Origin of the sequence: Streptomyces gilvus, assembly GCF_022513565.1 — a bacterium.
GTDB lineage: Bacteria > Actinomycetota > Actinomycetes > Streptomycetales > Streptomycetaceae > Streptomyces > Streptomyces gilvus.
Genome location: NZ_JAKWBE010000034.1, coordinates 35,510 through 59,399 on the forward strand (window position 1 = coordinate 35,510; position 23,890 = coordinate 59,399).

Genomic DNA, 23,890 nt, shown 5'->3' on the forward strand with positions numbered 1-23,890 from the left:
CCCGGCCGTCTCCGGTCTGCGTGCGGATTAGGCTCGTCGGCATGCCCACGGCCAAGAAGCGTGTCCGTACCTATGACCCGGTGAAGATCCGTGCCGCCGTGCTGAGTCAGCTCGGCCATGTCCGGGAGGGCGTCCGCACGCTCAGCGCCGAACAGCTCGCGCTGCCCACGCGGCTCGGTGGGTGGGCCGTGCGGGATCTGGTGGCGCACATCGCGATCAGTGCGGACGTGGTCTCCCGGCTGCTCGACCAGCCGGCGCCCTTCAAGGCGGAGATCACGGCCTTGGACTGGGTGTCCGGGACCACCGTGGACGCGGCTGCCATCGCCGACATGGCCCGGGCGGGCGCCGAGCGCGAGCCGGACCCGGAGGCCGCGCTCGCCGCCACCGCCGAGCGCCTCGCCGAACGGCTCGCCGAGAACCCCGGCCCGCGGGTGCTGGCCTGGCGCAAGGGCGCCGTCACGCTCGCCGACTTCCTCGTCACCCGTACCGTCGAACTCGTCGTCCACACCGACGACCTGAACGCCGCCGTGCCGGGCCTCGAGGTGCCGTACGACCGGCAGGCGCTCGCCGCCTGCACCCGGCTGCTGGCCGACGCGCTGGCCGCGAAGGCACCCGGCGGTTCGACGGAGGTGCGGGTGCCGCCGTACGCCGTCGTGCAGTGCGTCGAGGGGCCCCGGCACACCCGCGGCACCCCGCCGAACGTCGTCGAGACCGACCCGCTGACCTGGATCCGGCTCGCGACCGGGCGCCTGGCCTGGAAGGACGCGCTCGACGAGGCACGGGTGAGCGCGAGCGGGGAGCGCGCCGACCTGTCCGCGCTGCTGCCGCTGATGGCATAGCCCCCGGCGCGCCGGAGCGCCACCCGAAGGGTGAGGGACGTCTCACTCCGCGCCCTCCGCGGACCGGCCACGACGCTCGGGTCCGCCAGCGTTTGCGCAGGTCAGAAGGGGGTGGGCCGAGGAAGATCCACTACCGGTGGGTATCCCCAATTCGGACCAGTGGTCGATCTCGCCTACACTCGATGCCGTGCCACGTGGTGACGGACGACTCAACCACGACCTGCTCCCCGGTGAGAAGGGCCCCCAGGACGCCTGCGGCGTTTTCGGAGTCTGGGCTCCCGGCGAAGAGGTCGCCAAGCTGACGTACTTCGGGCTCTACGCCCTCCAGCATCGGGGCCAGGAATCCGCGGGTATCGCGGTCAGCAACGGCTCCCAGATCCTCGTCTTCAAGGACATGGGCCTGGTTTCCCAGGTCTTCGACGAGACCTCGCTCGGTTCGCTCCAGGGTCACATCGCGGTCGGACACGCCCGCTACTCGACCACCGGCGCCTCCGTGTGGGAGAACGCCCAGCCGACGTTCCGCGCCACCGCGCACGGCTCCATCGCGCTCGGCCACAACGGCAACCTGGTCAACACGGCGCAGCTCGCCGAGATGGTCGCCGACCTGCCCAAGCAGGAGGGCGGCCGCACCCCGCGCGTCGCCGCCACCAACGACACCGACCTGCTCACCGCGCTGCTCGCGGCCCAGGTCGACGAGGACGGCAAGCCGCTGACCATCGAGGAGGCCGCCCACACGGTCCTGCCGAAGGTGCGTGGCGCGTTCTCCCTCGTCTTCATGGACGAGCACACTCTCTACGCCGCCCGCGACCCGCAGGGCATCCGCCCGCTGGTCCTCGGCCGCCTGGAGCGCGGCTGGGTCGTCGCCTCGGAGTCCGCCGCCCTCGACATCTGCGGCGCGAGCTTCGTCCGCGAGATCGAGCCCGGCGAGTTCGTCGCCGTCGACGAGAACGGCCTGCGCACCTCCCGATTCGCGGACGCGAAGCCCAAGGGCTGTGTCTTCGAGTACGTGTACCTGGCCCGCCCGGACACCGACATCGCCGGCCGGAACGTCTACCTCTCCCGCGTGGAGATGGGCCGCAAGCTCGCCAAGGAAGCCCCGGTCGAGGCCGACCTGGTGATAGCGACCCCGGAGTCCGGCACCCCGGCCGCCATCGGCTACGCGGAGGCCTCCGGCATCCCGTTCGGCGCCGGCCTGGTGAAGAACGCCTACGTCGGCCGGACCTTCATCCAGCCCTCCCAGACCATCCGGCAGCTCGGCATCCGGCTGAAGCTGAACCCGCTGAAGGAAGTCATCAAGGGCAAGCGCCTGGTCGTCGTCGACGACTCGATCGTGCGCGGCAACACCCAGCGGGCGCTGGTGCGGATGCTGCGTGAGGCCGGGGCCGCCGAGGTCCACATCCGGATCTCCTCGCCGCCCGTGAAGTGGCCCTGCTTCTTCGGCATCGACTTCGCCACCCGCGCCGAGCTCATCGCCAACGGCATGACGATCGACGAGATCGGCACCAGCCTGGGCGCCGACTCCCTCGCCTACATCTCCATCGACGGCATGATCGAGGCGACCACCATCGCCAAGCCGAACCTGTGCCGCGCCTGCTTCGACGGCGAGTACCCGATGGAACTCCCGGACCCCGAGCTGCTCGGCAAGCAGCTGCTGGAGACCGAGCTGGCCGCAGGGCCCGCCGCCACGGCCGCGGCCGACGCGATCCGCCGCCCGTAGACGGCCCGTAAGACCTGCCGTACGACACGAAAGTTCTCACCAGCCATGTCTGAGACAACCGGTGCCAGCTACGCGGCCGCGGGCGTAGACATCGAAGCGGGCGACCGCGCCGTGGAGCTCATGAAGGAGTGGGTGAAGAAGACGCAGCGCCCCGAGGTCCTCGGCGGCCTCGGCGGCTTCGCCGGCCTCTTCGACGCCTCCGCCCTGAAGAACTACGAGCGCCCCCTGCTCGCCTCCGCCACCGACGGCGTCGGCACCAAGGTCGACATCGCGCGCCAACTGGGCGTCTACGACACCATCGGCCACGACCTGGTCGCCATGGTCATGGACGACATCGTGGTGTGCGGTGCCGAGCCGCTGTTCATGACCGACTACATCTGCGTCGGCAAGGTCCACCCCGAGCGGGTCGCCGCGATCGTCAAGGGCATCGCCGAGGGCTGTGTGCTGGCCGGCTGCGCCCTGGTGGGCGGCGAGACGGCCGAACACCCCGGGCTGCTGGGCGAGGACGACTTCGATGTCGCCGGCGCCGGTACGGGTGTCGTGGAGGCCGACCGGCTGCTGGGCGCGGATCGCATCCGTACGGGTGACACCGTCATCGCCATGGCGGCCTCCGGGCTTCACTCGAACGGGTACTCGCTCGTCCGGCACGTCCTGCTGAACCAGGCCGGCCTGTCCCTGGACGCGCGCGTGGAGGAGTTCGGCCGCACGCTCGGCGAGGAGCTGCTGGAGCCGACCAAGATCTACTCGCTGGACTGTCTGGCGCTCACCCGGACGACCCAAGTGCACGCGTTCAGTCACATCACGGGCGGCGGACTCGCCGCCAACCTGGCCCGTGTGATCCCCGACACCCTCCACGCGGTCGTCGACCGCTCCACCTGGACCCCGGCCCCGGTCTTCGACCTCGTCGGGAAGACGGGTCAGGTCGAACGCCTGGAGCTGGAGAAGACCCTCAACATGGGCGTCGGCATGATCGCCATCGTCCCCGAGGAGTCGACCGACGTGGCTCTTGCGACCCTGGCGGACCGCGGGGTCGAGGCATGGGTCGCCGGAGAGATCACCGAGCGCGGGGACCACACCACGGGTGCGGAACTCGTGGGCGACTACGCGTGAATCCAGCCCCTTGGGGGTCCCCCGACGCCCTTGAGGCAGTGGGGGAGTGTGAGGAGCGGGGTCCGGGGCGGAGCCCCGTGACGGCAGCATGAGACCCGGTCCGGTGCTGGGCCCCGGACCGGGTCTGAACGGCTAAGCCGCTGCAAGCACTACGCGCCGCGACGATGTTGGGAGGACGGACCGGGCTGGTCGTCCTCGTCCTCATCGTCGTCGTTGTAGAGATCCGCGTACTGGGCGTACGGGTCGTCTTCGTCCTCGTCGTCCTCGAACGGCTCGCCGTTCGGCGGCTGGCTCGAAGTCGAAGCGCCCAGCTCGCTGGCCAGACGCGACAGGTCAGTCCCGCCGCTGTTGTACTTCAGCTGGCGGGCGACCTTCGTCTGCTTGGCCTTGGCCCGGCCGCGCCCCATGGCTCGACCCCCTCGGTGACGGGGCTCGACGGCCCCAGAGTCTTGACACGCGTTCATGATCTGGAACGGGCTCTCCGTGGAGAGACCGGTCCGTAGGGCTTCCACGGTACCTGAGCCCGCGCCCATACGGTACGTCGCCCGCATGACGTGCCCGCGCCCAGGACCCTCGGGGTGCCCCGTCCCCGCTGGTCAACCGCGATTTTAACCACTTCTCGACGGGCGACCCGCCGACGGACGTGAGAGTTCTCTCCAAGTGCCCGCCGGCGGGTACCGGCCAAACCCCGAAAGGCCCGGAAACCTTACGGAATCAGAGCGCTCCGCGGCCCTCGGCCATGCGCTGCTCGGCGATCCGGTCGGCCGCCGCGGCCGGCGGAATCCCATCCGCCTTCGCACGTGCGAATATGGCGAGCGTGGTGTCGAAGATCCTCGCCGCCTTCGCCCTGCACCGGTCGAAGTCGAACCCGTGCAGCTCGTCGGCGACCTGGATGACACCGCCGGCGTTGACCACGTAGTCCGGCGCGTAGAGGATCCCGCGGTCGGCGAGGTCCTTCTCGACGCCCGGGTGGGCCAGCTGGTTGTTGGCCGCCCCGCAGACGATCCGCGCGCTCAGCGCGGGCACGGTGTCGTCGTTCAGGGCCCCGCCCAGCGCGCAGGGCGCGTAGATGTCCAGGCCGTCGACGCGGATCAGGGTCGCGGTGTCGGCGACCGCCGTGACGCCCTCGGGGTGCGCCGCGAGGATCCGCCCCACGGCCTCCTCGCGCACGTCGGTGATCACGACCTCGGCGCCCTCGTCCCGCAGGTGCCGCACCAGGTGGTGCCCGACCTTGCCGACGCCCGCGATGCCGACCTTGCGGCCGCGCAGCGACGGGTCGCCCCACAGGTGCTGCGCGCTGGCGCGCATGCCCTGGTAGACGCCGAACGCGGTGAGGACGGAGGAGTCGCCGGCGCCGCCGTTCTCCGGGGAGCGCCCGGTCGTCCAGCGGCACTCGCGCGCGACGACGTCCATGTCGGCGACGTACGTACCGACGTCGCAGGCGGTGACGTAGCGGCCGCCGAGGGAGGCGACCATGCGGCCGTAGGCGAGCAGCAGGGCCTCGGTCTTGTCCCGGTCCGGGTCCCCGATGATCACGGCCTTGCCGCCGCCGTGGTCGAGACCGGCCATGGCGTTCTTGTACGACATCCCGCGCGCGAGGTTGAGCGCGTCGGCGACGGCCTCCGCCTCGTTCGCGTACGGGTAGAAGCGCGTGCCGCCGAGCGCGGGGCCCAGGGCGGTGCTGTGGATGGCGATGACGGCCTTCAGGCCGCTCGCGCGGTCCTGGCAGAGCACGACTTGCTCATGTCCGCCCTGGTCCGAGTGGAACAGGGTGTGCAGTACATCAGCAGGTGCGCCGGTTACGTCGGTCACTGTGGTGACTCCTGAAGCAGTAGCGGCGGGTGGGACTTGGGCCCCTGGGGGTGGCGGGGCTGTGAGCACGAATTTAGACCCTGATCGCCCCGCCATCCGCGCAGTGCTCAGGATCACCTACCGGTGGCGTGAGGCCGTGCGACGATTTGCATAGATTTCCCGCGGGTTTGTGTGCGGGTTCCGCAGGTTTTCCCGATGGTGGGCGGGGGAGGGAGCAGGCGTGCCCAAGGTGTCCTCGGTGATCGTCCCGTACGCGACCTACCTCCGCGTCTACGAACCGCTGGCCGCCTTCCCCGAGCCGGAGCGCAGCCACTGGGCGCGCTACGCCCGCCGCCCGCAGCGCCCCTCGTACCAGGACGAACTGCGTCGCGCGCTGGCCGACTTGCTGCCCACCCCGCCGATCCCGGTGCCGGTGCACGAGAGCAGCGACGCGTTCGTGGTGGATGTGGACGGCGTCGTGTGCGTGTGCCCGTGGCGGACCCGGCTGCGCGGCTGGCAGGCCCTGCAGGAGCTGCCCGAGGAGCTGCCGAAGCCGGTCTTGGACGCGGTGCTGCCCGAGGTCGTACGGCGCCAGGCCACCCAGGACTACGAGCGCTGGCTGGCGCGCAACCCGGACGCCCGTCCCTGGATCCGCACCTCGACCTGGCAGGTGCCGCTGCACTGGTTCGTGCTGGTCTCCGACGAGGAGCGGCGCTTCGACAAGGGGTCGGGCGAGATCCCGCCGATGCTGCGGTACCGCACGCCCATGGTGCAGGCGCGGCGGCGGGTGGCGCGGGCGCTGCGGGCCCTGAAGGACGCCCTCGACGAGGGGCCGCTCATCGACGGTCTGGTGGACGTGGGGCGCTGGCTGGAGGAGTTCCATCCGCGCTCGCTGGTCGAACTGGACTACGGCGGGCTGGTGCACACGCTGTCGGCCGGCGAGCTCGAGGACGACCACTCGGCGGCCGACGTGGCCGAGGGCATCGAGGCGCTGCGGCTCGGTGACGGGGCGGCCGCGGGGACCGCGTACGGGCGGCTGGTGGAGCGCTGGCGGTCGGTCAGGGAACGGCGCTCGGCGAACTGACGTTTGACGGGACGCCCGTTTTGGGGTTTCGTCCTCGTTCAAGAAGTTCCCATGCTCCCTTGAGCTTTCGCCGACAAGCGACGTAGGTCCCGATCCGGGCGTACGCCTCACTGTGTATCAAGCGTGACGGACCGCACGTACCCGGCTCTTGCATCTCTTGCCCCTCCTCATGCCAAAATAGGACAAGGGGTTCGGGGGAGGCTCTTCTTTGGGGGGCTTGACGACTCCTGCGCGCTTCTGTGACTGATCGTCACAGTGGCGTGACTGTCCGCTATGGCATGGTCCATCGGCTTCCGTCGGTGATGAACACCTGGAGGGGCAATTCCATCGGTTTGGCCGACGCGGCTGGACAGATGGTGTAGTTGTAGTGCCGAGGACAAGCCGTTCGTCCTATAACCGACTCGACTCGCGTCCGCCATTTCGGGCAACGCGGGTCAAGGTGCAGAATTTAGAGGAAAGAACCGAGAAGGTTCGGTTCTCCCGAGGAGGCCGCTCATGACCGCTCGCACCCCTGATGCCGAGCCGCTGCTGACCCCGGCTGAGGTCGCCACCATGTTCCGCGTGGACCCGAAGACGGTCACGCGGTGGGCGAAGGCCGGCAAGCTCACGTCCATCCGTACGCTCGGCGGGCACCGCCGTTACCGCGAGGCCGAGGTCCGCGCTCTGCTCGCGGGCATTCCGCAGCAGCGCAGCGAGGCCTGAACAACTCAATAGCGGGCAAACCGGCAGGTCCCCAACGTGCCGAGATGCCCGAACCCTAGCTCCAAGCGACGCGGGTTCTGCCCCAACAGAGCCCACGCCCAAGCCCCCAGGGGCTTCTCAGGCAAGTGACAAGGGTGCGTCGTCGATCGCGCTGGACTCCGCCGGGTCCAGCGCGATCTTTTTTGTGCGCGTCGGGCACAGGACCGATCGCCCTGTGAGCGGGCTTGTCGGAGTCTGGGGAGGGGTGTCGGATCTCCTGTGGGCGACCTCAGAAGGGGGCCGGCGGGCGGGGCGACACAGGGGTGCAATTGCACATATTAAATTGACCAGTTGTAGGTGGGGTGTAAGTACCGCGGTTTCAGAAACTCATGCGGTGACACCCGTCACATGCCGGGGAGCTTGTTGCCGTTGCTCCCCGTGCGCTAGAGGAGGCATCCGAGCCACCACCGCCCCCTGGCGCGGCGGCCGTTGGGGCTCAGCGCTCCTTCGGGGCCGTCTCGTCCGGTGCCTCGGCGGCTCTGGGCGCGGAGTCCATCGCCAGTCGCAGCAGATGGTGGCAGATCGCGCAGTGCCGGGTCAGATGCCCGTACGACGACGCGGCCGACAGATGCGCACGGAGCAACGCCCGCGTCTCGTGCCTGACCGAAGCCGCCATACGCCACCTCCAGGGGCCGCACGGGAACGGGCCCTGATCCCTGGGTACCGAGGGATCCCGACGCCGTCAAGACGGCCTGGGAGCCGTGAGAACGGCCTCGCACGAAGAAGGCCCGCCACCCTGTGTGGGTGCGGGCCTTCGTCGGGGCAGGCAAAAGGCCTGCCACCCTTGCGGGCGCGGGCCTTCGTTGCGGTCCTGACGGGATTTGCTGCGGTTGATTGCGGCTTGTGCCGCGGGCGCGGCCTCCGGTTGGCGGGCGGTCCGGGGAGGCGTCGGACCCGGCACCTTTGCTGGTGGCCGGGGCAGGCAAAAGGCCCGTCACCCTTGCGGGCGTGGGCCTTCGTTGCGGTCCTGACGGGATTTGCTGCGGTCGATTGCGGCTTGTGCCGCGGGCGCGGCCTCCGGTTGGCGGGCGGTCCGGGGAGGTGTCGGACCCGGCACCTTTGCTGGTGGCCGGGGCAGGCAAAAGGCCCGTCACCCTTGCGGGCGCGGGCCTTCGTTGCGGTCCTGACGGGATTTGCTGCGGTCGATTGCGGCTTGCGCCGCGGGCGCGGCCTCCGGTTGGCGGGCGGTCCGGGGAGGTGTCGGACCCGGCACCTTTGCTGGTGGCCGGGGCAGGCAAAAGGCCCGCCACCCTTGCGGGCGCGGGCCTTCGTTGCGGTCCTGACGGGATTTGAACCCGCGGCCTCCACCTTGACAGGGTGGCGAGCACTCCAAACTGCTCCACAGGACCAGGTTTCGCGGCGCCATTCGTGCGTTGCGCTGCGAGAAGAGACTGTACAGGAGGGGAGCCGCCTGGTCGAACTCACTTAGCGTGCGGGGGTCGTCACGGGGCCAGCTGGTCGATCGTCTTCACGATCCGCTTGTCGGAGATCGGGTACGCCGTGCCGAGCGCGTGGGCGAAATAGCTCACCCGGAGCTCCTCGATCATCCAGCGCACGTCGAGAACCTGCTGCGGCACCGGGCGCCCCTGCGGCATCTGCTCCAGGAGCCACGCGTACTCGTCCCGCATCTCGTGCACCTTCTCCATACGGGTCGTGTCCCGCTGGACGTTCGTCGGCATCTGCTGCAGCCGGCGATCGGCGGCGACGAGATACCGCATCAGGTCCGGCAGCCGCCGCAGCCCCGCCTCTGTCACGAAACCGGGCCTCACGAGCGCGTCCAGCTGCTGACGCACGTCCTGCAGGTTCGCCAGCAGCGCCGGGCTGCGTACGGCCTTCAGGCGGCGTTCGCAGGCCTGCCAGGCGGCCAGCACCTGCTGCACCTGCCCGACCGTCCGCACCGTCGTGTCCACGATCTCCGCGCGCACCTTGTCGTACAGCTTCCGGTACGACTCCTCGTCCCACGCCGGCCCTCCGAAGTCACCGATCAGCCGGTCCGCCGCCGCCATCGCGCAGTCGTCGAACAGCGCCTGGACCGAGCCGTGCGGATTCGCCGACAGCCCGAGCTTCTGCGCGTTCGTCAGATGATCGCTCGCGAATTTGGCCGGATTGACCGGAATGTTACGCAGGATCAGCCGCCGCGTGCCCTTCCACATCGCCTCGGCCTGCTCCGCCTCCGTGTCGAAGAGCCGGACCGAGACCGTGTCGCCCTCGTCCACCAGCGCGGGGTACGCCTTGACGGGTTGCCCCGCCCGGCGCGTCTCGAAGACACGCGTCAGCGAGCCGATCGTCCAGTCGGTCAGCCCCTTGCGCTCCAGGGACTCCCCGCCCTGCCGCTCGGCGGTGGCCGCCGCGGCCTGCGAGATCGCCTTGCGCGCCTTCGGCTTCAACCGGAGCTTCAGTACCTCCAGGTCCTTGTCCTCCGCCAGCTTGCGACGGCGCTCGTCGACGATCCGGAAGGTGATCCGCAGATGGTCCGGCACCTTCGACCAGTCGAAGTCCTCCGCCTCGAAGGGCACCCCCACCATGCGCTTCAGCTCGCGCGCCATGGTGGTGGTCAGGGGCTCCTGGAGGGGCACGGCCGTGTCCAGGAAACGCTTCGCGAAGTTCGGCGCCGGCACGTAGTTGCGGCGGATCGGCTTGGGCAGCGAACGGATCAGCTCCGTCACCAACTCCTCCCGCAGACCCGGGATCTGCCAGTCGAAGCCCTCGTCCGTGACCTGGTTGAGCACCTGGAGCGGGATGTGAACCGTCACACCGTCCGCGTCCGCCCCCGGCTCGAACTGGTACGTCACCCGGAACTTCAGCTGCCCCTGCCGCCAACTGTCGGGATAGTCCGCCTTGGTGACCGCCTCGGCCGACTCCCGGATCAGCATCTCCCGCTCGAAGTCCAGGAACTCCGGCTGCTCGTGCCGCTTCCGCTTCCACCACGAGTCGAAGTGGGCGCCCGACACCACGTGTTCGGGCACCCGCTGGTCGTAGAAGTCGAAGAGCGTGTCGTCGTCCACCACGATGTCCCGGCGCCGCGCCCGGTGCTCCAACTCCTCGACCTCGCTGAGGAGCCTGCGGTTGTCGGCGAAGAACTTGTGGTGTGTGCGCCAGTCACCCTCGACGAGCGCGTTGCGGATGAACAGCTCGCGGCTGGCCTCCGGGTCGATCCGGCCGTAGTTGACCTTCCGGTCGGCGACGATCGGGACGCCGTACAGCGTCACCTTCTCGTACGCCATCACGGCCGCCTGGTCCTTCTCCCAGTGCGGCTCGCTGTACGTCCGCTTCAGCAGATGCTCCGCGAGCGGCTCGACCCACTCCGGCTCGATCCTCGCGTTGACACGGGCCCACAGCCGTGAGGTCTCCACCAGCTCCGCCGACATCACGAACCGCGGCGGCTTCTTGAACAGCGACGAACCCGGGAAGATCGCGAACTTGGCGTTGCGGGCGCCCAGATACTCGTTCTTCGCGCCCTCCTTCACGTCCTTCATGCCGATGTGGGAGAGCAGACCGGCGAGGAGCGAGACGTGGACGCGGTCGCCGGGGGCATCGTCCTCGTTGAGGTGGATGCCCATCTGCTTGGCGACCGTACGGAGTTGGGTGTAGATGTCCTGCCATTCGCGAATGCGCAGGAAATTGAGGTACTCCTGCTTGCACATCCGGCGGAACGACGACGAACCCCGCTCCTTCTGCTGCTCCCGGATGTACCGCCACAGGTTCAGATAGGCCAGGAAGTCACTGGTCTCGTCCCGGAAACGGGCATGCTGCTGGTCGGCCTGGGTCTGCTTGTCCGCGGGACGCTCGCGCGGGTCCTGGATGGACAGCGCGGCGGCTATGACCATGACCTCGCGGACACAGCCGTTCTTGTCGGCCTCCAGCACCATCCGGGCCAGCCGCGGGTCCACCGGCAGCTGGGCCAGCTTGCGGCCGGTCTGCGTCAGCCGCTTCCGCGGGTCCTTCTCGGCCGGGTCGAGCGCGCCCAGCTCCTGCAGCAGCTGCACACCGTCACGGATGTTGCGGTGGTCCGGCGGGTCGATGAACGGGAACTTCTCGATGTCCCCGAGACCGGCCGCCGTCATCTGCAGGATCACGGACGCGAGGTTCGTGCGCAGGATCTCCGCGTCGGTGAACTCCGGACGAGCCTCGAAGTCGTCCTCCGAGTAGAGCCGGATGCAGATACCGTCGCTCGTACGCCCGCAGCGGCCCTTGCGCTGGTTGGCGCTGGCCTGACTGATCGGCTCGATCGGCAGCCGCTGGACCTTCGTGCGATGGCTGTAACGGGAGATGCGCGCGAAGCCCGGGTCGATGACGTACTTGATGCCCGGCACGGTCAGAGAGGTCTCGGCGACGTTCGTCGCCAGAACGATCCTGCGCCCGGTGTGCGGTTGGAAGACACGATGCTGCTCGGCGTGGGACAGCCGGGCGTACAGCGGCAGAATCTCCGTGAAGCGGTACTGCTTGCGAGTGAGCGCGTCCGCCGTGTCCCGGATCTCCCGCTCACCGGAGAGGAAGACGAGGATGTCCCCCTTCCCCTCCCCCATCAGCTCCTCGACCGCGTCCGTGATCGCCGTGATCTGATCCCGGTCCGAGTCGTCCGAGTCGTCCTCCAGCAGCGGCCGGTACCGCACCTCCACCGGATACGTCCGCCCGCTGACCTCGACGATCGGCGCGTCCCCGAAATGCCGGGAGAAACGCTCCGGATCGATGGTCGCCGAGGTGATGACGACCTTCAGATCGGGCCGGCGCGGCAACAACTGCGCCAGATACCCCAGCAGGAAGTCGATGTTGAGGGACCGCTCATGGGCCTCGTCGATGATGATCGTGTCGTAGGCGCGCAGCTCGCGGTCCGTCTGGATCTCGGCGAGCAGGATGCCGTCCGTCATCAGCTTGACGAAGGTCGCGTCCTGGTTCACCTGGTCCGTGAAGCGGACCTTCCAGCCGACGGCCTCGCCCAGCGGGGTGTCCAGCTCCTCCGCGACCCGCTCGGCCACCGTACGGGCCGCGATACGACGGGGCTGGGTGTGCCCGATCATGCCGCGCACCCCACGCCCCAGCTCCAGACAGATCTTCGGGATCTGGGTGGTCTTGCCGGACCCGGTCTCACCGGCCACGATGACGACCTGGTGATCGCGGATGGCCTCGGCGATCTCGTCCTTCTTCTGGCTGACCGGCAACTGCTCGGGATAGGTGACGGCGGGCACACGGGAGCGCCGGGTGCCGATGCGTTCCTCGGCCTTGCCGATCTCGCCCTCGATCTCGGCGAGCACGGCGGCGCGAGCCTCCGGCTTACGGATCTTGCGCGCGCCTTCGAGCCTGCGCCCGAGCCGCTGCGCGTCGCGCAGGGACAGCTCGGTCAGGCGGGGGGCGAGGGAGCCGAGGGCCGGGGTGCCGGGCGCCGGGGTACCGGGAGCCGGGGTGCCAGGGGCAGGGTGCGTAGACATACGCGATCCAGGATCTCATCCCCGGGAAATGCGTGGCGAACGATTTGTAACCGGCGGCTACCGGGCACCTACGGCGTCCGCTGGGCGGGTGGGGCGGAGGTCGGTGCGGCGGTCGGCGTGGCGGGCGGTGCGGCGGGTGCGGTGGCGGCCGGTGCGGCCTGCTGCCGTGCGCTGCCGACGTCCCCCAGAGCGATCGACCTGGCCGTGTTCGACACGGCCTTGATGCCCAGATAAGCGGTCGTCATGCTGCTCACGGCGGTGAACGCGGCGGTGAGCACGCCCACGATCACCGACTTGTCACCGTCCAGCCGCCACACGCCGAAGACCGCGACCCCGGCGATGGCCAGATTGCTGACCACCACGGCCAGCAGCCCGTACCGGGCCCGGTCCTTCTCCAACTCGACGTCCCGAATGGCTCTGGCCTCACTGTGACTCATCGTCCCCCGCTCCCTGCCCCAACGCCGACCCGCCAGAACCTAGCGCCGCACGCCCCCGGTGCCAACCTGCTCCCATCCGTCACCGCCCCCGCAACTCAGCGACCCGAGCGTCCACTTGCGCCCGGTCGTACCCCCGACGGGCAAGGTCGAAGACCGGGGGCGCGTCGGGCGCCGTACCCGCGACGAGCCGGGAGATGTAGGCATCGACCTGGGCACGGTCGTAACCGCGCCGGACGATCTCGAAGCCGTGGAAGTCGCTCACCATGAACATCCGCCCCCTGTTCGACTGATCACCTGATCACCTGATCACGTGATCCAGTGAACCGTCTGCATACGCCAGATCGAACCCACGACGCGCTGCACGAGACATACAAAAAGGCCCCGATCCGTAGATCGGGGCCTTAGTTGTGGCTGGGGCCGGGGTCGAACCGGCGACCTATCGCTTTTCAGGCGATCGCTCGTACCAACTGAGCTACCCAGCCGTCAAGGCCTTTTGCAAGGCCTTTGCGGTCCTGACGGGATTTGAACCCGCGGCCTCCACCTTGACAGGGTGGCGAGCACTCCAAACTGCTCCACAGGACCAAGCTTTGTGAGCGACCACCAGTGTCGCACACGGTTTTGCGTGCCCCCAACGGGATTCGAACCCGTGCTACCGCCTTGAAAGGGCGGCGTCCTAGGCCGCTAGACGATGAGGGCTATCGGCCCGCCTGGGCGCTTCTCAGCGCGTCGGGGACGTGAGAAGCATATGGGATGCGGGGAGGGATCGCCAAAACGGTTTAGGAGGCCGAGGGGGAAGGGGCTGATGGGGTGGGTGTGGCGGGGGTGGCCCCGGGCTTGTTGTCGTCGGGGAGGTGGCGGCTGACCTCCGCCGTGGTCTCGCCCAGGCCGCCGAGTTTGATCGCGTCCCAGGCCTGGAGGCGTCGGCTGTCGCGGTCGAAGTACAGGATCGAGGCCTCGATGGGGGCCGGGTACTTGTGTTCGAGGGCGCGCAGGCCGCTGCCGCCCGTGGAGCCTTCCATGCGCAGCCGGGTGCCGTACTTGAGGATCTCGTCGCCCTCGTGGTGCAGGTGTCCGCACAGGACGAGCGGGACGTTGCCGTCGACCTCGCGGGCGGCGGAGGGTTCGTGGACCATGGCGACGTCGACGGGGGCGCCGGCGGCTTTCTGGTCGTTGAGGGCGGAGGCGAGGCGGTCGCCGGCGAGTTGTTCGGAGGCGTCGGCGCCGGGTTTGTTGGAGCGGTCGGGGGTGAACTGGGGGTCGCCCATGCCGGCGAAGCGCAGTCCGGCGATGGTCTCCGCCTTGCCGTTGTCGAGGACGTGGACGTTCTTCATGCGTTCGAGGTAGCGCTGGGTGAGGTGGGAGTCGTGGTTGCCGCGGACCCATACGTAGGGGGCGCCGAGGTCGGCGATGGGGTCCAGGAAGCCGTTTTCGGCGGCTGTGCCGTGGTCCATGGTGTCGCCGGTGTCGACGATGACGTTGACCTTGTACTGCTGTACGAGCGAGGCGATGATCTTCCAGCTCGCGGGGTTGAGGTGGATGTCGGAGACGTGCAGGACGCGGATGGTGGTGGGGTCGGGCTGGTAGGCGGGGAGGGTGGAGGTGACGTCGTACAGCTTGGTCACGTTCGTGACCAGGCGGGCCAATTCCCTTTGGTAGACGTCGAATTCGGTGACGATGTTGCGGGCGTTGCCGACCAGGGAGGGGGCTGAGGAGAGCAGGCCGGAGTATTTGGGTTCGAGGACGGAGTCGGGGTTCCAGGTGGCGTAGGCGGTGGCGCCGGAGGCCATCAGCAGGGCGAGGGCGGTGCCGCCGGCGGCGAGGGCGCGGCGGGGGCGGCGGTAGACGGCGAGGCCGAGGGCGGTGGCGCCGGAGACGACGGCGACGCAGGAGCGCAGGGCGAGCTCGAGGGTGCCGTGCTGGACATCGTGGGCGACTTCGTCCTGGAGGCCGGAGAGGCGTTCGGGGTGGTCGACGAGGGCTTGGGAGCGGACGGGGTCGAGCTGGTCGACGTTGACGTCGAGGCGGACGGGGGCGTGGTGGGTGTTGAGTTCGAGGGCGCCCAGGGGTGAGACGTTGATCTTCGTGCCGCCGGTGAGGGAGGGGCGGAGGGTCATGGTGGTGTTCATCGGGCCGACCGGTACCCGTACGTTGCCGACGATGAGCAGTCCGAGCCAGGCGCCGAGGAGGACGACCGCGACGAGGCCGAGGGCGCGGGCCCAGGGGTGTGGTTGGGGGAGGAGTTCGGCGGTGGGGTGTTGTCGGCGGGAGCGGTAGTGGCGGGTGAGGGTGTGCGGGGACGTGCGGATGCGGTTCACGACGGTCGACGCCATGGCGGGGACGCGGGCCATTGGTCCCGTATGCCCAAGTGCGGGGGTGGATATGCGGGCGGGTTGGTGACTCTCGTGCGGGCGCTCGGTGGCTGACAATGGGCGTGTGCTGGAGATGACGCGCGAGGAGTTCGAGGAACTGGTCGCCGAGGCGTTGGACCGGATTCCGCCGGAGCTGACACGGTTGATGGACAACGTCGCGGTGTTCGTGGAGGACGAACCGCCCGCCGACGATCCCGAGCTGCTCGGGCTGTACGAGGGCACTCCGTTGACGGACCGGGGGGAGTGGTACGCCGGTGTGCTGCCGGATCGCATCACTGTCTATCGGGGGCCGACGCTGCGGATGTGCGACAGCCGGGAGGACGTGGTCGCGGAGACCGAGGTGACGGTGGTGCACGAGATCGCGCATCACTTCGGGATCGACGACGCGCGGCTGCATGCGCTGGGGTACGGGTAGGGGGTGCGGGGCGGGCGCGTGTCCTCTTGTGGGGGGCGGGAGTTGAGGAGGTTGACTTCTCCCTCCGCCTGAGAGGTGGCTCCCCGTGCGCCCCTTGTACGTACCTGTCCGTCTGGCCGTCACGGTCATGGCCGTCGCCGCGACTGCCGGTTGTATGAGCGTGGGTGACGACGGGGGTGGCGGGGGCGCGAAGCCGGCGCACTCGGCGGGCCGGCGGGGTGGTGCGGATTCGGGTGGGGGGTCGGCGGTGTCCGGTGGCGGCTCCGGGACGGGGGCGGTGGCCGACGGGAAGCACGGGGGGAAGAAGGGCAGGGGGAAGGCGGGGGAGTCGGCGTCTCCGGGTGCTTCGCCGTCGGCGGGCCCGAGTGGTTCCGCTCCGGCGCGGGGCGGCCCGGGCAGGAGTGCCGCGCCGGGGGTGCCTACGCCGACGGGGGCGCAGCCCACGCCGACGCAGAGTGCCGAGCAGCCGACGCCGTCCGAGCAGCCGCCGTCGTCCGCGACGGAGCCGTCGTCGTCGGCGGAGCCGTCGTCGTCGGCGCATCAGGACACGGGGGCGCAGTTGGAGGACCGTGAGCCGGCGCCGATGGCGGGGTCGCCGGTGTGATGTGCGGGGCGGCACGTGACCTTGCCTACAGGGGCGGGGTCTGGTTTGCCTTCGGGGGTGGGGGGTGCGTATGGTGGTAGATCGTTTGATCCCATTGCCCGGCGCCATTGCAGAGAGCGCCGCGTGGCGCGTTCTCTCCCTTGCCGTGGCTGACCGCATAGAGGCGGTCGTATTGCGAATTCACGGAGTTGACGGGCGCGTGCCGACGAGACTCCGGAAGGTTTCGCTTACGCATGTCCATTTCCAGTACTGATCACGTCGTCGTGCCCGAGAACGAGGGCACCGAAGGCGCCGTGGAAGCTCCCGAGGTCACCTTCGCGGACCTCGGTCTCCCCGAGGGCGTCGTGCGCAAGCTCGCGCAGAACGGCGTGACCACTCCCTTCCCGATCCAGGCCGCGACCATTCCGGACGCGCTGGTGGGCAAGGACATCCTCGGCCGTGGCCGCACCGGCTCCGGCAAGACCCTCTCCTTCGGTCTGCCGACCCTGGCCACGCTGGCCGGCGGCCACACCCAGAAGCACAAGCCCCGCGCGGTCATCCTCACGCCGACCCGTGAGCTCGCCATGCAGGTGGCGGACGCGCTGCAGCCGTACGGCGACGTCCTCGGCCTGAAGATGAAGGTCGTCTGCGGCGGTACGTCGATGGGCAACCAGATCTACGCCCTGGAGCGCGGCGTCGACATCCTCGTCGCCACCCCCGGTCGTCTCCGCGACATCATCAACCGTGGTGCCTGCTCCCTTGAGGACGTGCAGATCGCCGTTCTCGACGAGGCCGACCAGATGTCTGACCTGGGCTTCCTGCCCGAGGTGACGGAGCTGCTCGACCAGGTTCCGGCGGGCGGTCAGCGGATGCTGTTCTCCGCGACCATGGAGAACGAGATCAAGACCCTCGTCGACCGGTACCTGAACGACCCGGTCAGCCACGAGGTGGACGCCGCCCAGGGTGCCGTCACCACGATGTCGCACCACATCCTGATCGTGAAGCCGAAGGACAAGGCGCCGGTCACGGCCGCGATCGCCTCCCGCAAGGGCCGCACGATCATCTTCGTCCGCACCCAGCTGGGCGCCGACCGTGTCGCGGAGCAGCTGCGCGAGGCGGGTGTGAAGGCGGACGCGCTGCACGGCGGCATGACGCAGGGCGCGCGCACCCGGACGCTGGCGGACTTCAAGGACGGGTACGTCAACTGCCTGGTCGCGACCGACGTCGCCGCGCGCGGCATCCACGTCGACGGCATCGACCTCGTGCTGAACGTCGACCCGGCCGGCGACCACAAGGACTACCTGCACCGCGCCGGCCGTACCGCCCGCGCGGGCCGCACCGGCACGGTCGTCTCCCTGTCGCTGCCGCACCAGCGCCGCCAGATCTTCCGGCTGATGGAGGACGCGGGCGTCGACGCCGGGCGTCACATCATCAACTCCGGTACGGCCTTCGAGCCCGAGGTCGCCGAGATCACCGGCGCCCGTTCGATGACCGAGGTCCAGGCCGAGTCCGCGGGGAACGCCGCGCAGCTGGCCGAGCGTGAGGTCGCGCACCTCACCAAGCAGCTGGAGCGGGCGCAGCGCCGCGCGAGCGAGCTGCGCGAGGAGGCCGACCGGCTGGTGGCCCGGGTCGCCCGCGAGCGCGGGGAGGACCCGGAGGCGGCGGTGGCCGAGGCGCAGGCCGCGGTCGCCGAGGCTGCCGTGGAGGCGGCGGAGGTGTCGGTGCCCGAGCAGCCTGTCGCGCAGGACGTGGAGCGTACGGAGGCCGCGCCGTCGTACGAGCGTCGTGAGCGTCGGGACGGCGACCGTGGTGGCTTCCGTCGCGATGACCGTCGTGACGACCGGGGTGGCCGTTCCTTCGAGCGCCGTGACGACCGTGGTGGGCGTGGGTTCGAGCGTCGGGACGGCGACCGTGGTGGCTTCCGTCGCGATGACCGTCGTGATGACCGTCGTGATGACCGGGGTGGCCGTTCCTTCGAGCGCCGCGAGGACCGTGGTGGGCGTGGGTTCGAGCGTCGGGACGGCGACCGTGGTGGCTTCCGTCGCGACGACCGCCGTGACGGCCGTCGTGATGACCGGGGTGGCCGTTCCTTCGAGCGCCGCGAGGACCGTGGTGGGCGTGGGTTCGAGCGTCGGGACAACGACCGTGGCGGCTTCCGCCGTGACGACCGTCCGGCCGGCCGTTCCTTCGAGCGCCGGGACGAGCGTGGCGGTCACCGTGGCAGCGACCGTCCCTTCAACCGCGACCGCCGTGACGACCGTCCGGGCTTCCGCACCGGCAGCCACGACCGCCCGTACGGCCGCCGTGACGACCACCGCGGCACCGGCTCCTTCGGCCGCCGTGACGACAAGCCGCGCTGGAAGCGCAACGGCTGAGTCCGTCAGCGAGCACTGAGCGCCGTGGCCCTCACCGATCCTGGTGAGGGCCACGGCGCTTTGTCGTGCACCCGGTCAGAAAAGGCTCTCCCCCAAGGTTAAGGGAAGGTAAGATCAGAGGACTTGTGAGACGGGTGGGACGGCCGGGGGGCCGACCCAGGATGCGCCGGAGAAGTGCCGCACCCGTCTCGTTTCTCGGGGAGGGTCTCCTTGGCTCGACATGCCCACGCACGCCTGCGCCTGGTCGCCGCCACCGCCGTACTGATGGCCGGTCTGAGCCCGCTGCTGCCGTCGTCCGCCGTCGCGGACACCGCGCAGGAGACGGTGGTGCCGGCGACGTTCCGGAACTCTTACACGACCGCGACCGTCTCCTACGCCGACACCACCTACGGCGGCGAAGGGGCGGGCGCCCAGGGCGTCTTCCACCGTCTGGAGGGTCACTCGGGGCTGGTGTGGACGCGCTACTCGGACGGTGTGTCCGTCGACGTTCCGGCAGCCGGCAGCAATCTGGCGGTCGCCGACGGCACGGGCGGCGACGTCCTGGCCCGCCGCTACCAGGACGGTCGCGTCGAACTGTTCGACGCGACCGACGGCACGACCCGCACGATCCAGGTGCCCACGGGATACGCCGGGGTGTACGCGGGTGTGTACGGCAGCACGGTCGTCGCCTACGAGAACGTCACCGGCGCGGACGGGATCACCACCAAGGTCAGGCATCTGCTGAGTCCGGCAACAGACGGAAGCACCCGGGACCTGACGATCTCAGGTCTGCCGTCGGGCATGCAGATCGGTGGGCCGCTGCGCGGCGACACCTCCGGCATCGTCTTCCGTGCCTCGCTCGACGGCAGCATCCGGTCGGTGATCGTCGACCCGAAGACCGGACAGGTGCAGGGCTGGACCCCGGCGCTGTCCGGCGGCAACTACGCTGTCCTGTCGCCCGACTACCTGGTCCACTACGCGGGCGACTCCGCCTCGAAGGCGTACGTCTACTCCCGCGCCGACCTCTCGGCACCGCCCGTGGAGGTCTCCCTGGACGGCGCCGACGGTGTGAGCCCCGCCGACGAGCTCTCCGTCGTGGGCGACTGGCTCGTCCACCGTCCGCTCAGTGCCGGCAAGGTGACCGCCGTACCGATCGCGGGCGGTGACCCGATCACCCTGCTCGCCGACTCGTACAGCGGTGTCTCCGCCTCGGCGCACGGGGACGCCGTCGCCGTCGGCCGTACCGGCCCTGACGACTGGGGCCTCCAGCGCATCCATTCCGGCGCGGACGGCAGGCCCGTGGTGAGCACGGTCAAGGCGCTGCCGAAACCGCCGTACAAGATCCAGGGGCTCGCCCTGGAGCAGGGGCGGTTGCTGGTCGCCGACGACAGTCGCAGCGGTAACCGGGATGTCTACCTGCGGACCGTCGCCGCCACCGGGACGCCCACTTATGGGGCGCGTTCCAGCTACGACGGCACCGGCACGAAGTACTACTACTGCCCACCCGCGCAGGGCGGTTGTGCCGTGTTCGGTACGCCTGACGACCGGGCGGTCTGGCTGACGACGGACTCCGCCACCAGCGACCGGATCGTGGCCGACGGGCCGGGGCCGTACGACTTCTCGCAGTACAGCGTCCCCGCCGGTGGGCGGATCACCGACGTCTCCGGCCAGTACGTGATCCACACGACCGCGACCCAGCAGACCGTGCTCGATCTCAGCAACAGCCCCGGCCCCAACGTCACCCGCGCCCCGGTCGCCGCCGCTCTCGACGGCCACATCCTCTGGACGGCGGGGGCGAACGCCGGTGAGGTCACGGCGTACGACCTGACGACGAAGCGGACCGTCGAGACCCTCACCACGGACGCCGGCTGCGTGCCCACCGAGCTCCAGGCGCTGGGCCGCTACCTCTACTGGAGGTGCGACGGCAAGGCGGGGGTGTACGACCGTACGGCGGGCAAGTCCGTCGCTGTGCCCGCCGACGAGGCCAAGCTCGGTGACGGTTTCGTCGTCACGCACGACAAGCGGGCCGGCAAGCTGACCCTGACGACGTTCGCCGGCGGTACGGCCGCGAGCTGGATCATCGGCGACCTGCCCGACACCGGGACCTCGCAGCGGGACGTGCGCTGGACCGTCGACGAGTCCGGCGCGAACGCGGCCTACGTGGACGAGCGCGAGCAGGTGCACCTCGTACCGTCCGGTGTGCCGCAGCAGCCGCTGCGGCTGCTCGCACCCGTCTCCAGGGCCGGGACCGTCGAGGCGCACCCGTTCGACACGACCTCCGGCACGCTGACCACCCTGCTGCTGTCGAAGCCGACCTCCAGTTGGGACCTCACCGTGCGCAACCGCGCGACCGGCAAGGTCTACGGAGACGGCAGGGACGGCACGGCCGCCCGCGGTGAGCTGAACATCGACTGGAACGGTGTCGACCCCAAGGGCGCCGGGGACGCCTACCTGCCGAACGGCTCCTACGACTGGACCGTCGCCGTCAGCCCCGCGGACGGTGTCGGCGATCCGCTGACGGTGACCGGCACGGTCAAGCTGGTGAAGGGCGCGGCGGTCCGTCGCGACCACGTGGGCGACGACGGCTTCGGCGAGCTCCTCACCCTCAACTCCTCGGGCGCGCTGACGTTCCAGCAGAGCAACGGCAAGGGCACGTTCTCCGGGAAGGTGAGCGGCGGCGGCTGGGCGACCTCGGTCCGGGCGGTGCCGTTCGGGGACCTCAGCGGCGACCGGTGCAACGACGTCCTGGTGCGGCTGAGCAGCGGCGCCCTGCGCGCCTACCGGCCGGGGTGCGGTGCGGCGCTGAAGCCGTCGACGCCGTACACCTCACTGGGAACGTCCGGCTGGAACCAGTACGACGTGCTGACAGCGCCCGGTGACGTCACCAAGGACGGCCGGTCCGGACCTGATCGCGCGGAACTCCTCGACCGGGGCCCTGTACCTCTACAAGGGGACGTCGGCGGGCAAGCTGTCCGCGCGGGTGAAGCTGTCCGGTGACTGGCGTGGCTACAAGAAGGTCGTCGGCGCCGGTGACCTGAACGGCGACGGGATCGGGGACCTGCTGGCGCAGGACGGGGCGAACACCCTGTACCGCTACTACGGCAAGGGCAACGGCACGTTCGGTGCGCGGGCCAAGCTGTTCGCGAACTGGGGCGGCTCGTACAACGCGATCGTCGGCGTCGGTGACATCACCGGTGACGGCAAGGCGGATCTGGTGGAGCGGGACGCGGCGGGGAACGTATACCGGAATCCCGGTGACGGAAGGGGATCCTTCGGCGCCCGGGTGAAGATCGCCTCCGGCTGGAAGGCGTACAAGGGCATTTTTTAGCCATGCCGTAACGCGAGTGGTGCATGTCACACCCCCGGCGAGGGAATCGCTGGGGGCATGACAGAAGACGCCATAGCGAGCGGGCAGTCGGGCCCGCCCCCCTCGGGGCTGTCCGACGAAGAACGGCTTGCCCAGCTCGGCTACACGCAGGTCCTGGCCCGCCGCATGTCGGCGTTCTCCAACTACGCGGTCTCCTTCACGATCATCTCGGTCCTGTCGGGCTGCCTCACCCTGTATCTGTTCGGCATGAACACGGGCGGCCCCGCGGTGATCACGTGGGGCTGGGTCGCGGTGGGTCTGATGACCCTGTTCGTCGGGTTGTCCATGGCCGAGATCTGTTCGGCCTACCCGACGTCAGCCGGCCTCTACTTCTGGGCCCACCGGCTCGCGCCGCCCCGCTCGGCGGCCGCCTGGGCGTGGTTCACGGGCTGGTTCAACGTGCTGGGGCAGGTGGCGGTGACGGCCGGCATCGACTTCGGTGCCGCGTCCTTCCTGGGCGCCTATCTGAACCTGCAGTTCGACTTCAAGGTCACTCCGGGCCGCACGGTCCTGCTGTTCGCGGCCATCCTGATCCTGCACGGCCTGCTGAACACCTTCGGCGTGAAGATCGTCGCGCTGCTCAACGACATCAGCGTGTGGTGGCACGTGCTGGGCGTCGGCGTGATCGTCGGCGCGCTGGCCTTCGTACCGGACCACCACCAGTCGGCGTCCTTCGTGTTCACGAAGTTCGTGAACAACACGGGCTGGGGCAGTGGGGTCTACGTGGTGCTGCTGGGCCTGCTGATGGCCCAGTACACCTTCACCGGCTACGACGCCTCGGCCCACATGACCGAGGAGACCCACGACGCGTCGACGGCGGGCCCGAAGGGCATCGTCCGCTCGATCTGGACCTCCTGGATCGCCGGATTCGTCCTCCTCCTCGGCTTCACCTTCGCCATCCAGTCCTACGACAAGGAGCTCGCGTCCCCGACGGGCGCGCCGCCGGCCCAGATCCTCCTGGACGCGCTCGGCGCGACGGCCGGCAAGCTCCTGCTGCTGGTCGTGATCGGCGCCCAGCTGTTCTGCGGGATGGCGTCCGTGACCGCCAACAGCCGGATGATCTACGCCTTCTCGCGCGACGGCGCGCTCCCCTTCTCCCGCGTCTGGCACACCGTCAGCCCGCGCACCCGCACCCCTGTGGCGGCGGTGTGGCTGGCGGCGTTCGGCGCCCTGCTCCTCGGTCTGCCGTACCTGATCAACGTCACGGCGTACGCGGCGGTGACGTCGATCGCCGTGATCGGCCTCTACATCGCGTACGTCGTGCCGACGCTGCTCAGGGTGCGCAAGGGCGAGGCGTTCGAGCGGGGGCCGTGGCATCTGGGGCGCTGGTCGCAGCCGATCGGCGTGATCTCGGTGATCTGGGTCGTCGTCATCACGATCCTCTTCATGCTCCCCCAGGTCTCGCCGGTCAACTGGGAGACCTTCAACTACGCCCCGGTCGCCGTCCTGGTCGTCCTCGGCTTCGCGGCGGCGTGGTGGGGGGCCTCGGCCCGGCACTGGTTCCTCAACCCCGAGCACGCCCGCACCCGGGCCCGCGAGGCGGCCCGCTCGGCGGCCCCCGAAAAGGTTGATCCGTAACACTCCCGGCATGTCCACCCGCCCGACGCGGCCGTGTCACCGATACCCGATCGGAGACACGGCCACGTCCGGCTATGCT

The 23,890-nt window shown here is 69.7% G+C and carries 17 protein-coding genes and 4 tRNA genes; 10 read left to right on the plus strand and 11 right to left on the minus strand.

Annotation, left to right across the window (positions count from 1 at the left end; translation table 11 throughout):
- Positions 1–41: 41 nt before the first annotated feature.
- The 3 genes from MKW14_RS35000 to purM all read left to right on the plus strand — a co-directional run bounded on the left by MKW14_RS35000 (position 42) and on the right by purM (position 3,666).
- Complete coding sequence (locus MKW14_RS35000; protein WP_240869967.1) at positions 42–839, plus strand: maleylpyruvate isomerase family mycothiol-dependent enzyme; 798 nt, start codon at positions 42–44, stop codon at positions 837–839.
- Between the two features lie 187 nt (positions 840–1,026).
- Positions 1,027–2,556: an amidophosphoribosyltransferase gene (purF, locus tag MKW14_RS35005; RefSeq protein WP_240869970.1), complete on the plus strand. Its 1,530-nt coding sequence runs from the start codon at positions 1,027–1,029 to the stop codon at positions 2,554–2,556.
- Between the two features lie 45 nt (positions 2,557–2,601).
- The gene (purM, locus tag MKW14_RS35010) at positions 2,602–3,666 is read left to right on the plus strand and encodes a phosphoribosylformylglycinamidine cyclo-ligase (RefSeq protein WP_240869971.1); all 1,065 of its coding nucleotides are present in this window, start codon (positions 2,602–2,604) and stop codon (positions 3,664–3,666) included.
- A gap of 149 nt (positions 3,667–3,815) precedes the next feature.
- Here purM and MKW14_RS35015 read toward each other — a convergent pair whose 3' ends face one another.
- Together MKW14_RS35015 and MKW14_RS35020 are read right to left on the minus strand one after the other, a co-directional pair.
- Positions 3,816–4,073: a DUF3073 domain-containing protein gene (locus MKW14_RS35015; RefSeq protein ID WP_240869972.1), complete on the minus strand. Its 258-nt coding sequence runs from the start codon at positions 4,071–4,073 to the stop codon at positions 3,816–3,818.
- 307 nt (positions 4,074–4,380) lie between these two features.
- The gene (locus MKW14_RS35020; RefSeq protein ID WP_240869973.1) at positions 4,381–5,478 is read right to left on the minus strand and encodes a Leu/Phe/Val dehydrogenase; all 1,098 of its coding nucleotides are present in this window, start codon (positions 5,476–5,478) and stop codon (positions 4,381–4,383) included.
- A 220-nt stretch (positions 5,479–5,698) separates the two neighbouring features.
- Here MKW14_RS35020 and MKW14_RS35025 point away from each other — a divergent pair, with 220 nt between their 5' ends.
- Positions 5,699–6,541, plus strand: coding sequence for a DUF8083 family protein (locus MKW14_RS35025; protein WP_240869974.1), 843 nt, complete (start codon positions 5,699–5,701; stop codon positions 6,539–6,541).
- Positions 6,542–7,036: 495 nt separating this feature from the next.
- Positions 7,037–7,243 carry a developmental transcriptional regulator BldC gene (gene bldC, locus MKW14_RS35030; RefSeq protein WP_003949541.1) on the plus strand — a complete coding sequence of 69 codons (207 nt, stop codon included), beginning with the start codon at positions 7,037–7,039 and terminating at the stop codon, positions 7,241–7,243.
- Between the two features lie 475 nt (positions 7,244–7,718).
- Here bldC and MKW14_RS35035 read toward each other — a convergent pair whose 3' ends face one another.
- The 9 genes from MKW14_RS35035 to MKW14_RS35075 form a co-directional block, all read right to left on the minus strand.
- Positions 7,719–7,898 carry a DUF6274 family protein gene (locus tag MKW14_RS35035; RefSeq protein ID WP_240869975.1) on the minus strand — a complete coding sequence of 60 codons (180 nt, stop codon included), beginning with the start codon at positions 7,896–7,898 and terminating at the stop codon, positions 7,719–7,721.
- Between the two features lie 658 nt (positions 7,899–8,556).
- Positions 8,557–8,631 (minus strand) — tRNA-Asp (locus MKW14_RS35040).
- A 93-nt stretch (positions 8,632–8,724) separates the two neighbouring features.
- Positions 8,725–12,708 (minus strand): ATP-dependent RNA helicase HrpA, encoded by a 3,984-nt coding sequence (gene hrpA / locus MKW14_RS35045; RefSeq protein WP_240869976.1) that lies wholly within the window; start codon positions 12,706–12,708, stop codon positions 8,725–8,727.
- A gap of 68 nt (positions 12,709–12,776) precedes the next feature.
- Positions 12,777–13,145, minus strand: a complete 369-nt coding sequence (locus tag MKW14_RS35050; protein WP_240869978.1) for a hypothetical protein — start codon at positions 13,143–13,145, stop codon at positions 12,777–12,779.
- Between the two features lie 79 nt (positions 13,146–13,224).
- Complete coding sequence (locus MKW14_RS41695; protein ID WP_374116638.1) at positions 13,225–13,410, minus strand: hypothetical protein; 186 nt, start codon at positions 13,408–13,410, stop codon at positions 13,225–13,227.
- A 143-nt stretch (positions 13,411–13,553) separates the two neighbouring features.
- Positions 13,554–13,627 (minus strand) — tRNA-Phe (locus tag MKW14_RS35060).
- 25 nt (positions 13,628–13,652) lie between these two features.
- A tRNA-Asp gene (locus MKW14_RS35065) sits at positions 13,653–13,727 on the minus strand.
- Between the two features lie 41 nt (positions 13,728–13,768).
- A tRNA-Glu gene (locus tag MKW14_RS35070) sits at positions 13,769–13,841 on the minus strand.
- Between the two features lie 80 nt (positions 13,842–13,921).
- A complete protein-coding gene (locus MKW14_RS35075; RefSeq protein WP_240869979.1) occupies positions 13,922–15,493 on the minus strand; it encodes a metallophosphoesterase family protein in 1,572 nt (523 codons plus the stop codon).
- 85 nt (positions 15,494–15,578) lie between these two features.
- Here MKW14_RS35075 and MKW14_RS35080 point away from each other — a divergent pair, with 85 nt between their 5' ends.
- The 5 genes from MKW14_RS35080 (at position 15,579) to MKW14_RS35105 (ending at position 23,811) form a co-directional block, all read left to right on the plus strand.
- Positions 15,579–15,929: a metallopeptidase family protein gene (locus MKW14_RS35080; RefSeq protein ID WP_240869980.1), complete on the plus strand. Its 351-nt coding sequence runs from the start codon at positions 15,579–15,581 to the stop codon at positions 15,927–15,929.
- Positions 15,930–16,766: 837 nt separating this feature from the next.
- Positions 16,767–18,887, plus strand: a complete 2,121-nt coding sequence (locus tag MKW14_RS35090; RefSeq protein ID WP_240869986.1) for a DEAD/DEAH box helicase — start codon at positions 16,767–16,769, stop codon at positions 18,885–18,887.
- 210 nt (positions 18,888–19,097) lie between these two features.
- Positions 19,098–21,863, plus strand: a complete 2,766-nt coding sequence (locus tag MKW14_RS35095; protein ID WP_240869990.1) for a VCBS repeat-containing protein — start codon at positions 19,098–19,100, stop codon at positions 21,861–21,863.
- On the plus strand, positions 21,802–22,194 hold the full coding sequence (locus MKW14_RS35100; protein WP_374116639.1) for an FG-GAP repeat domain-containing protein: 393 nt from the start codon (positions 21,802–21,804) through the stop codon (positions 22,192–22,194). The genes MKW14_RS35095 and MKW14_RS35100 overlap by 62 nt, the downstream gene beginning before the upstream one ends.
- A gap of 57 nt (positions 22,195–22,251) precedes the next feature.
- Positions 22,252–23,811, plus strand: coding sequence for an amino acid permease (locus tag MKW14_RS35105; protein ID WP_240869994.1), 1,560 nt, complete (start codon positions 22,252–22,254; stop codon positions 23,809–23,811).
- The last annotated feature ends 79 nt before the right edge of the window (positions 23,812–23,890 follow it).

Coding starts and splice junctions, on each gene's coding strand:
- MKW14_RS35000 (WP_240869967.1), top strand. CDS start 42: ATGCCCACGGCCAAGAAGCGTGTCCGTACCTATGACCCGGTGAAGATC.
- purM (WP_240869971.1), top strand. CDS start 2,602: ATGTCTGAGACAACCGGTGCCAGCTACGCGGCCGCGGGCGTAGACATC.
- MKW14_RS35015 (WP_240869972.1), bottom strand. CDS start 4,073: ATGGGGCGCGGCCGGGCCAAGGCCAAGCAGACGAAGGTCGCCCGCCAG.
- bldC (WP_003949541.1), top strand. CDS start 7,037: ATGACCGCTCGCACCCCTGATGCCGAGCCGCTGCTGACCCCGGCTGAG.
- MKW14_RS35035 (WP_240869975.1), bottom strand. CDS start 7,898: ATGGCGGCTTCGGTCAGGCACGAGACGCGGGCGTTGCTCCGTGCGCAT.
- hrpA (WP_240869976.1), bottom strand. CDS start 12,708: ATGTCTACGCACCCTGCCCCTGGCACCCCGGCTCCCGGTACCCCGGCG.
- MKW14_RS35050 (WP_240869978.1), bottom strand. CDS start 13,145: ATGAGTCACAGTGAGGCCAGAGCCATTCGGGACGTCGAGTTGGAGAAG.
- MKW14_RS41695 (WP_374116638.1), bottom strand. CDS start 13,410: ATGGTGAGCGACTTCCACGGCTTCGAGATCGTCCGGCGCGGTTACGAC.
- MKW14_RS35075 (WP_240869979.1), bottom strand. CDS start 15,493: ATGGCCCGCGTCCCCGCCATGGCGTCGACCGTCGTGAACCGCATCCGC.
- MKW14_RS35090 (WP_240869986.1), top strand. CDS start 16,767: ATGTCCATTTCCAGTACTGATCACGTCGTCGTGCCCGAGAACGAGGGC.
- MKW14_RS35105 (WP_240869994.1), top strand. CDS start 22,252: ATGACAGAAGACGCCATAGCGAGCGGGCAGTCGGGCCCGCCCCCCTCG.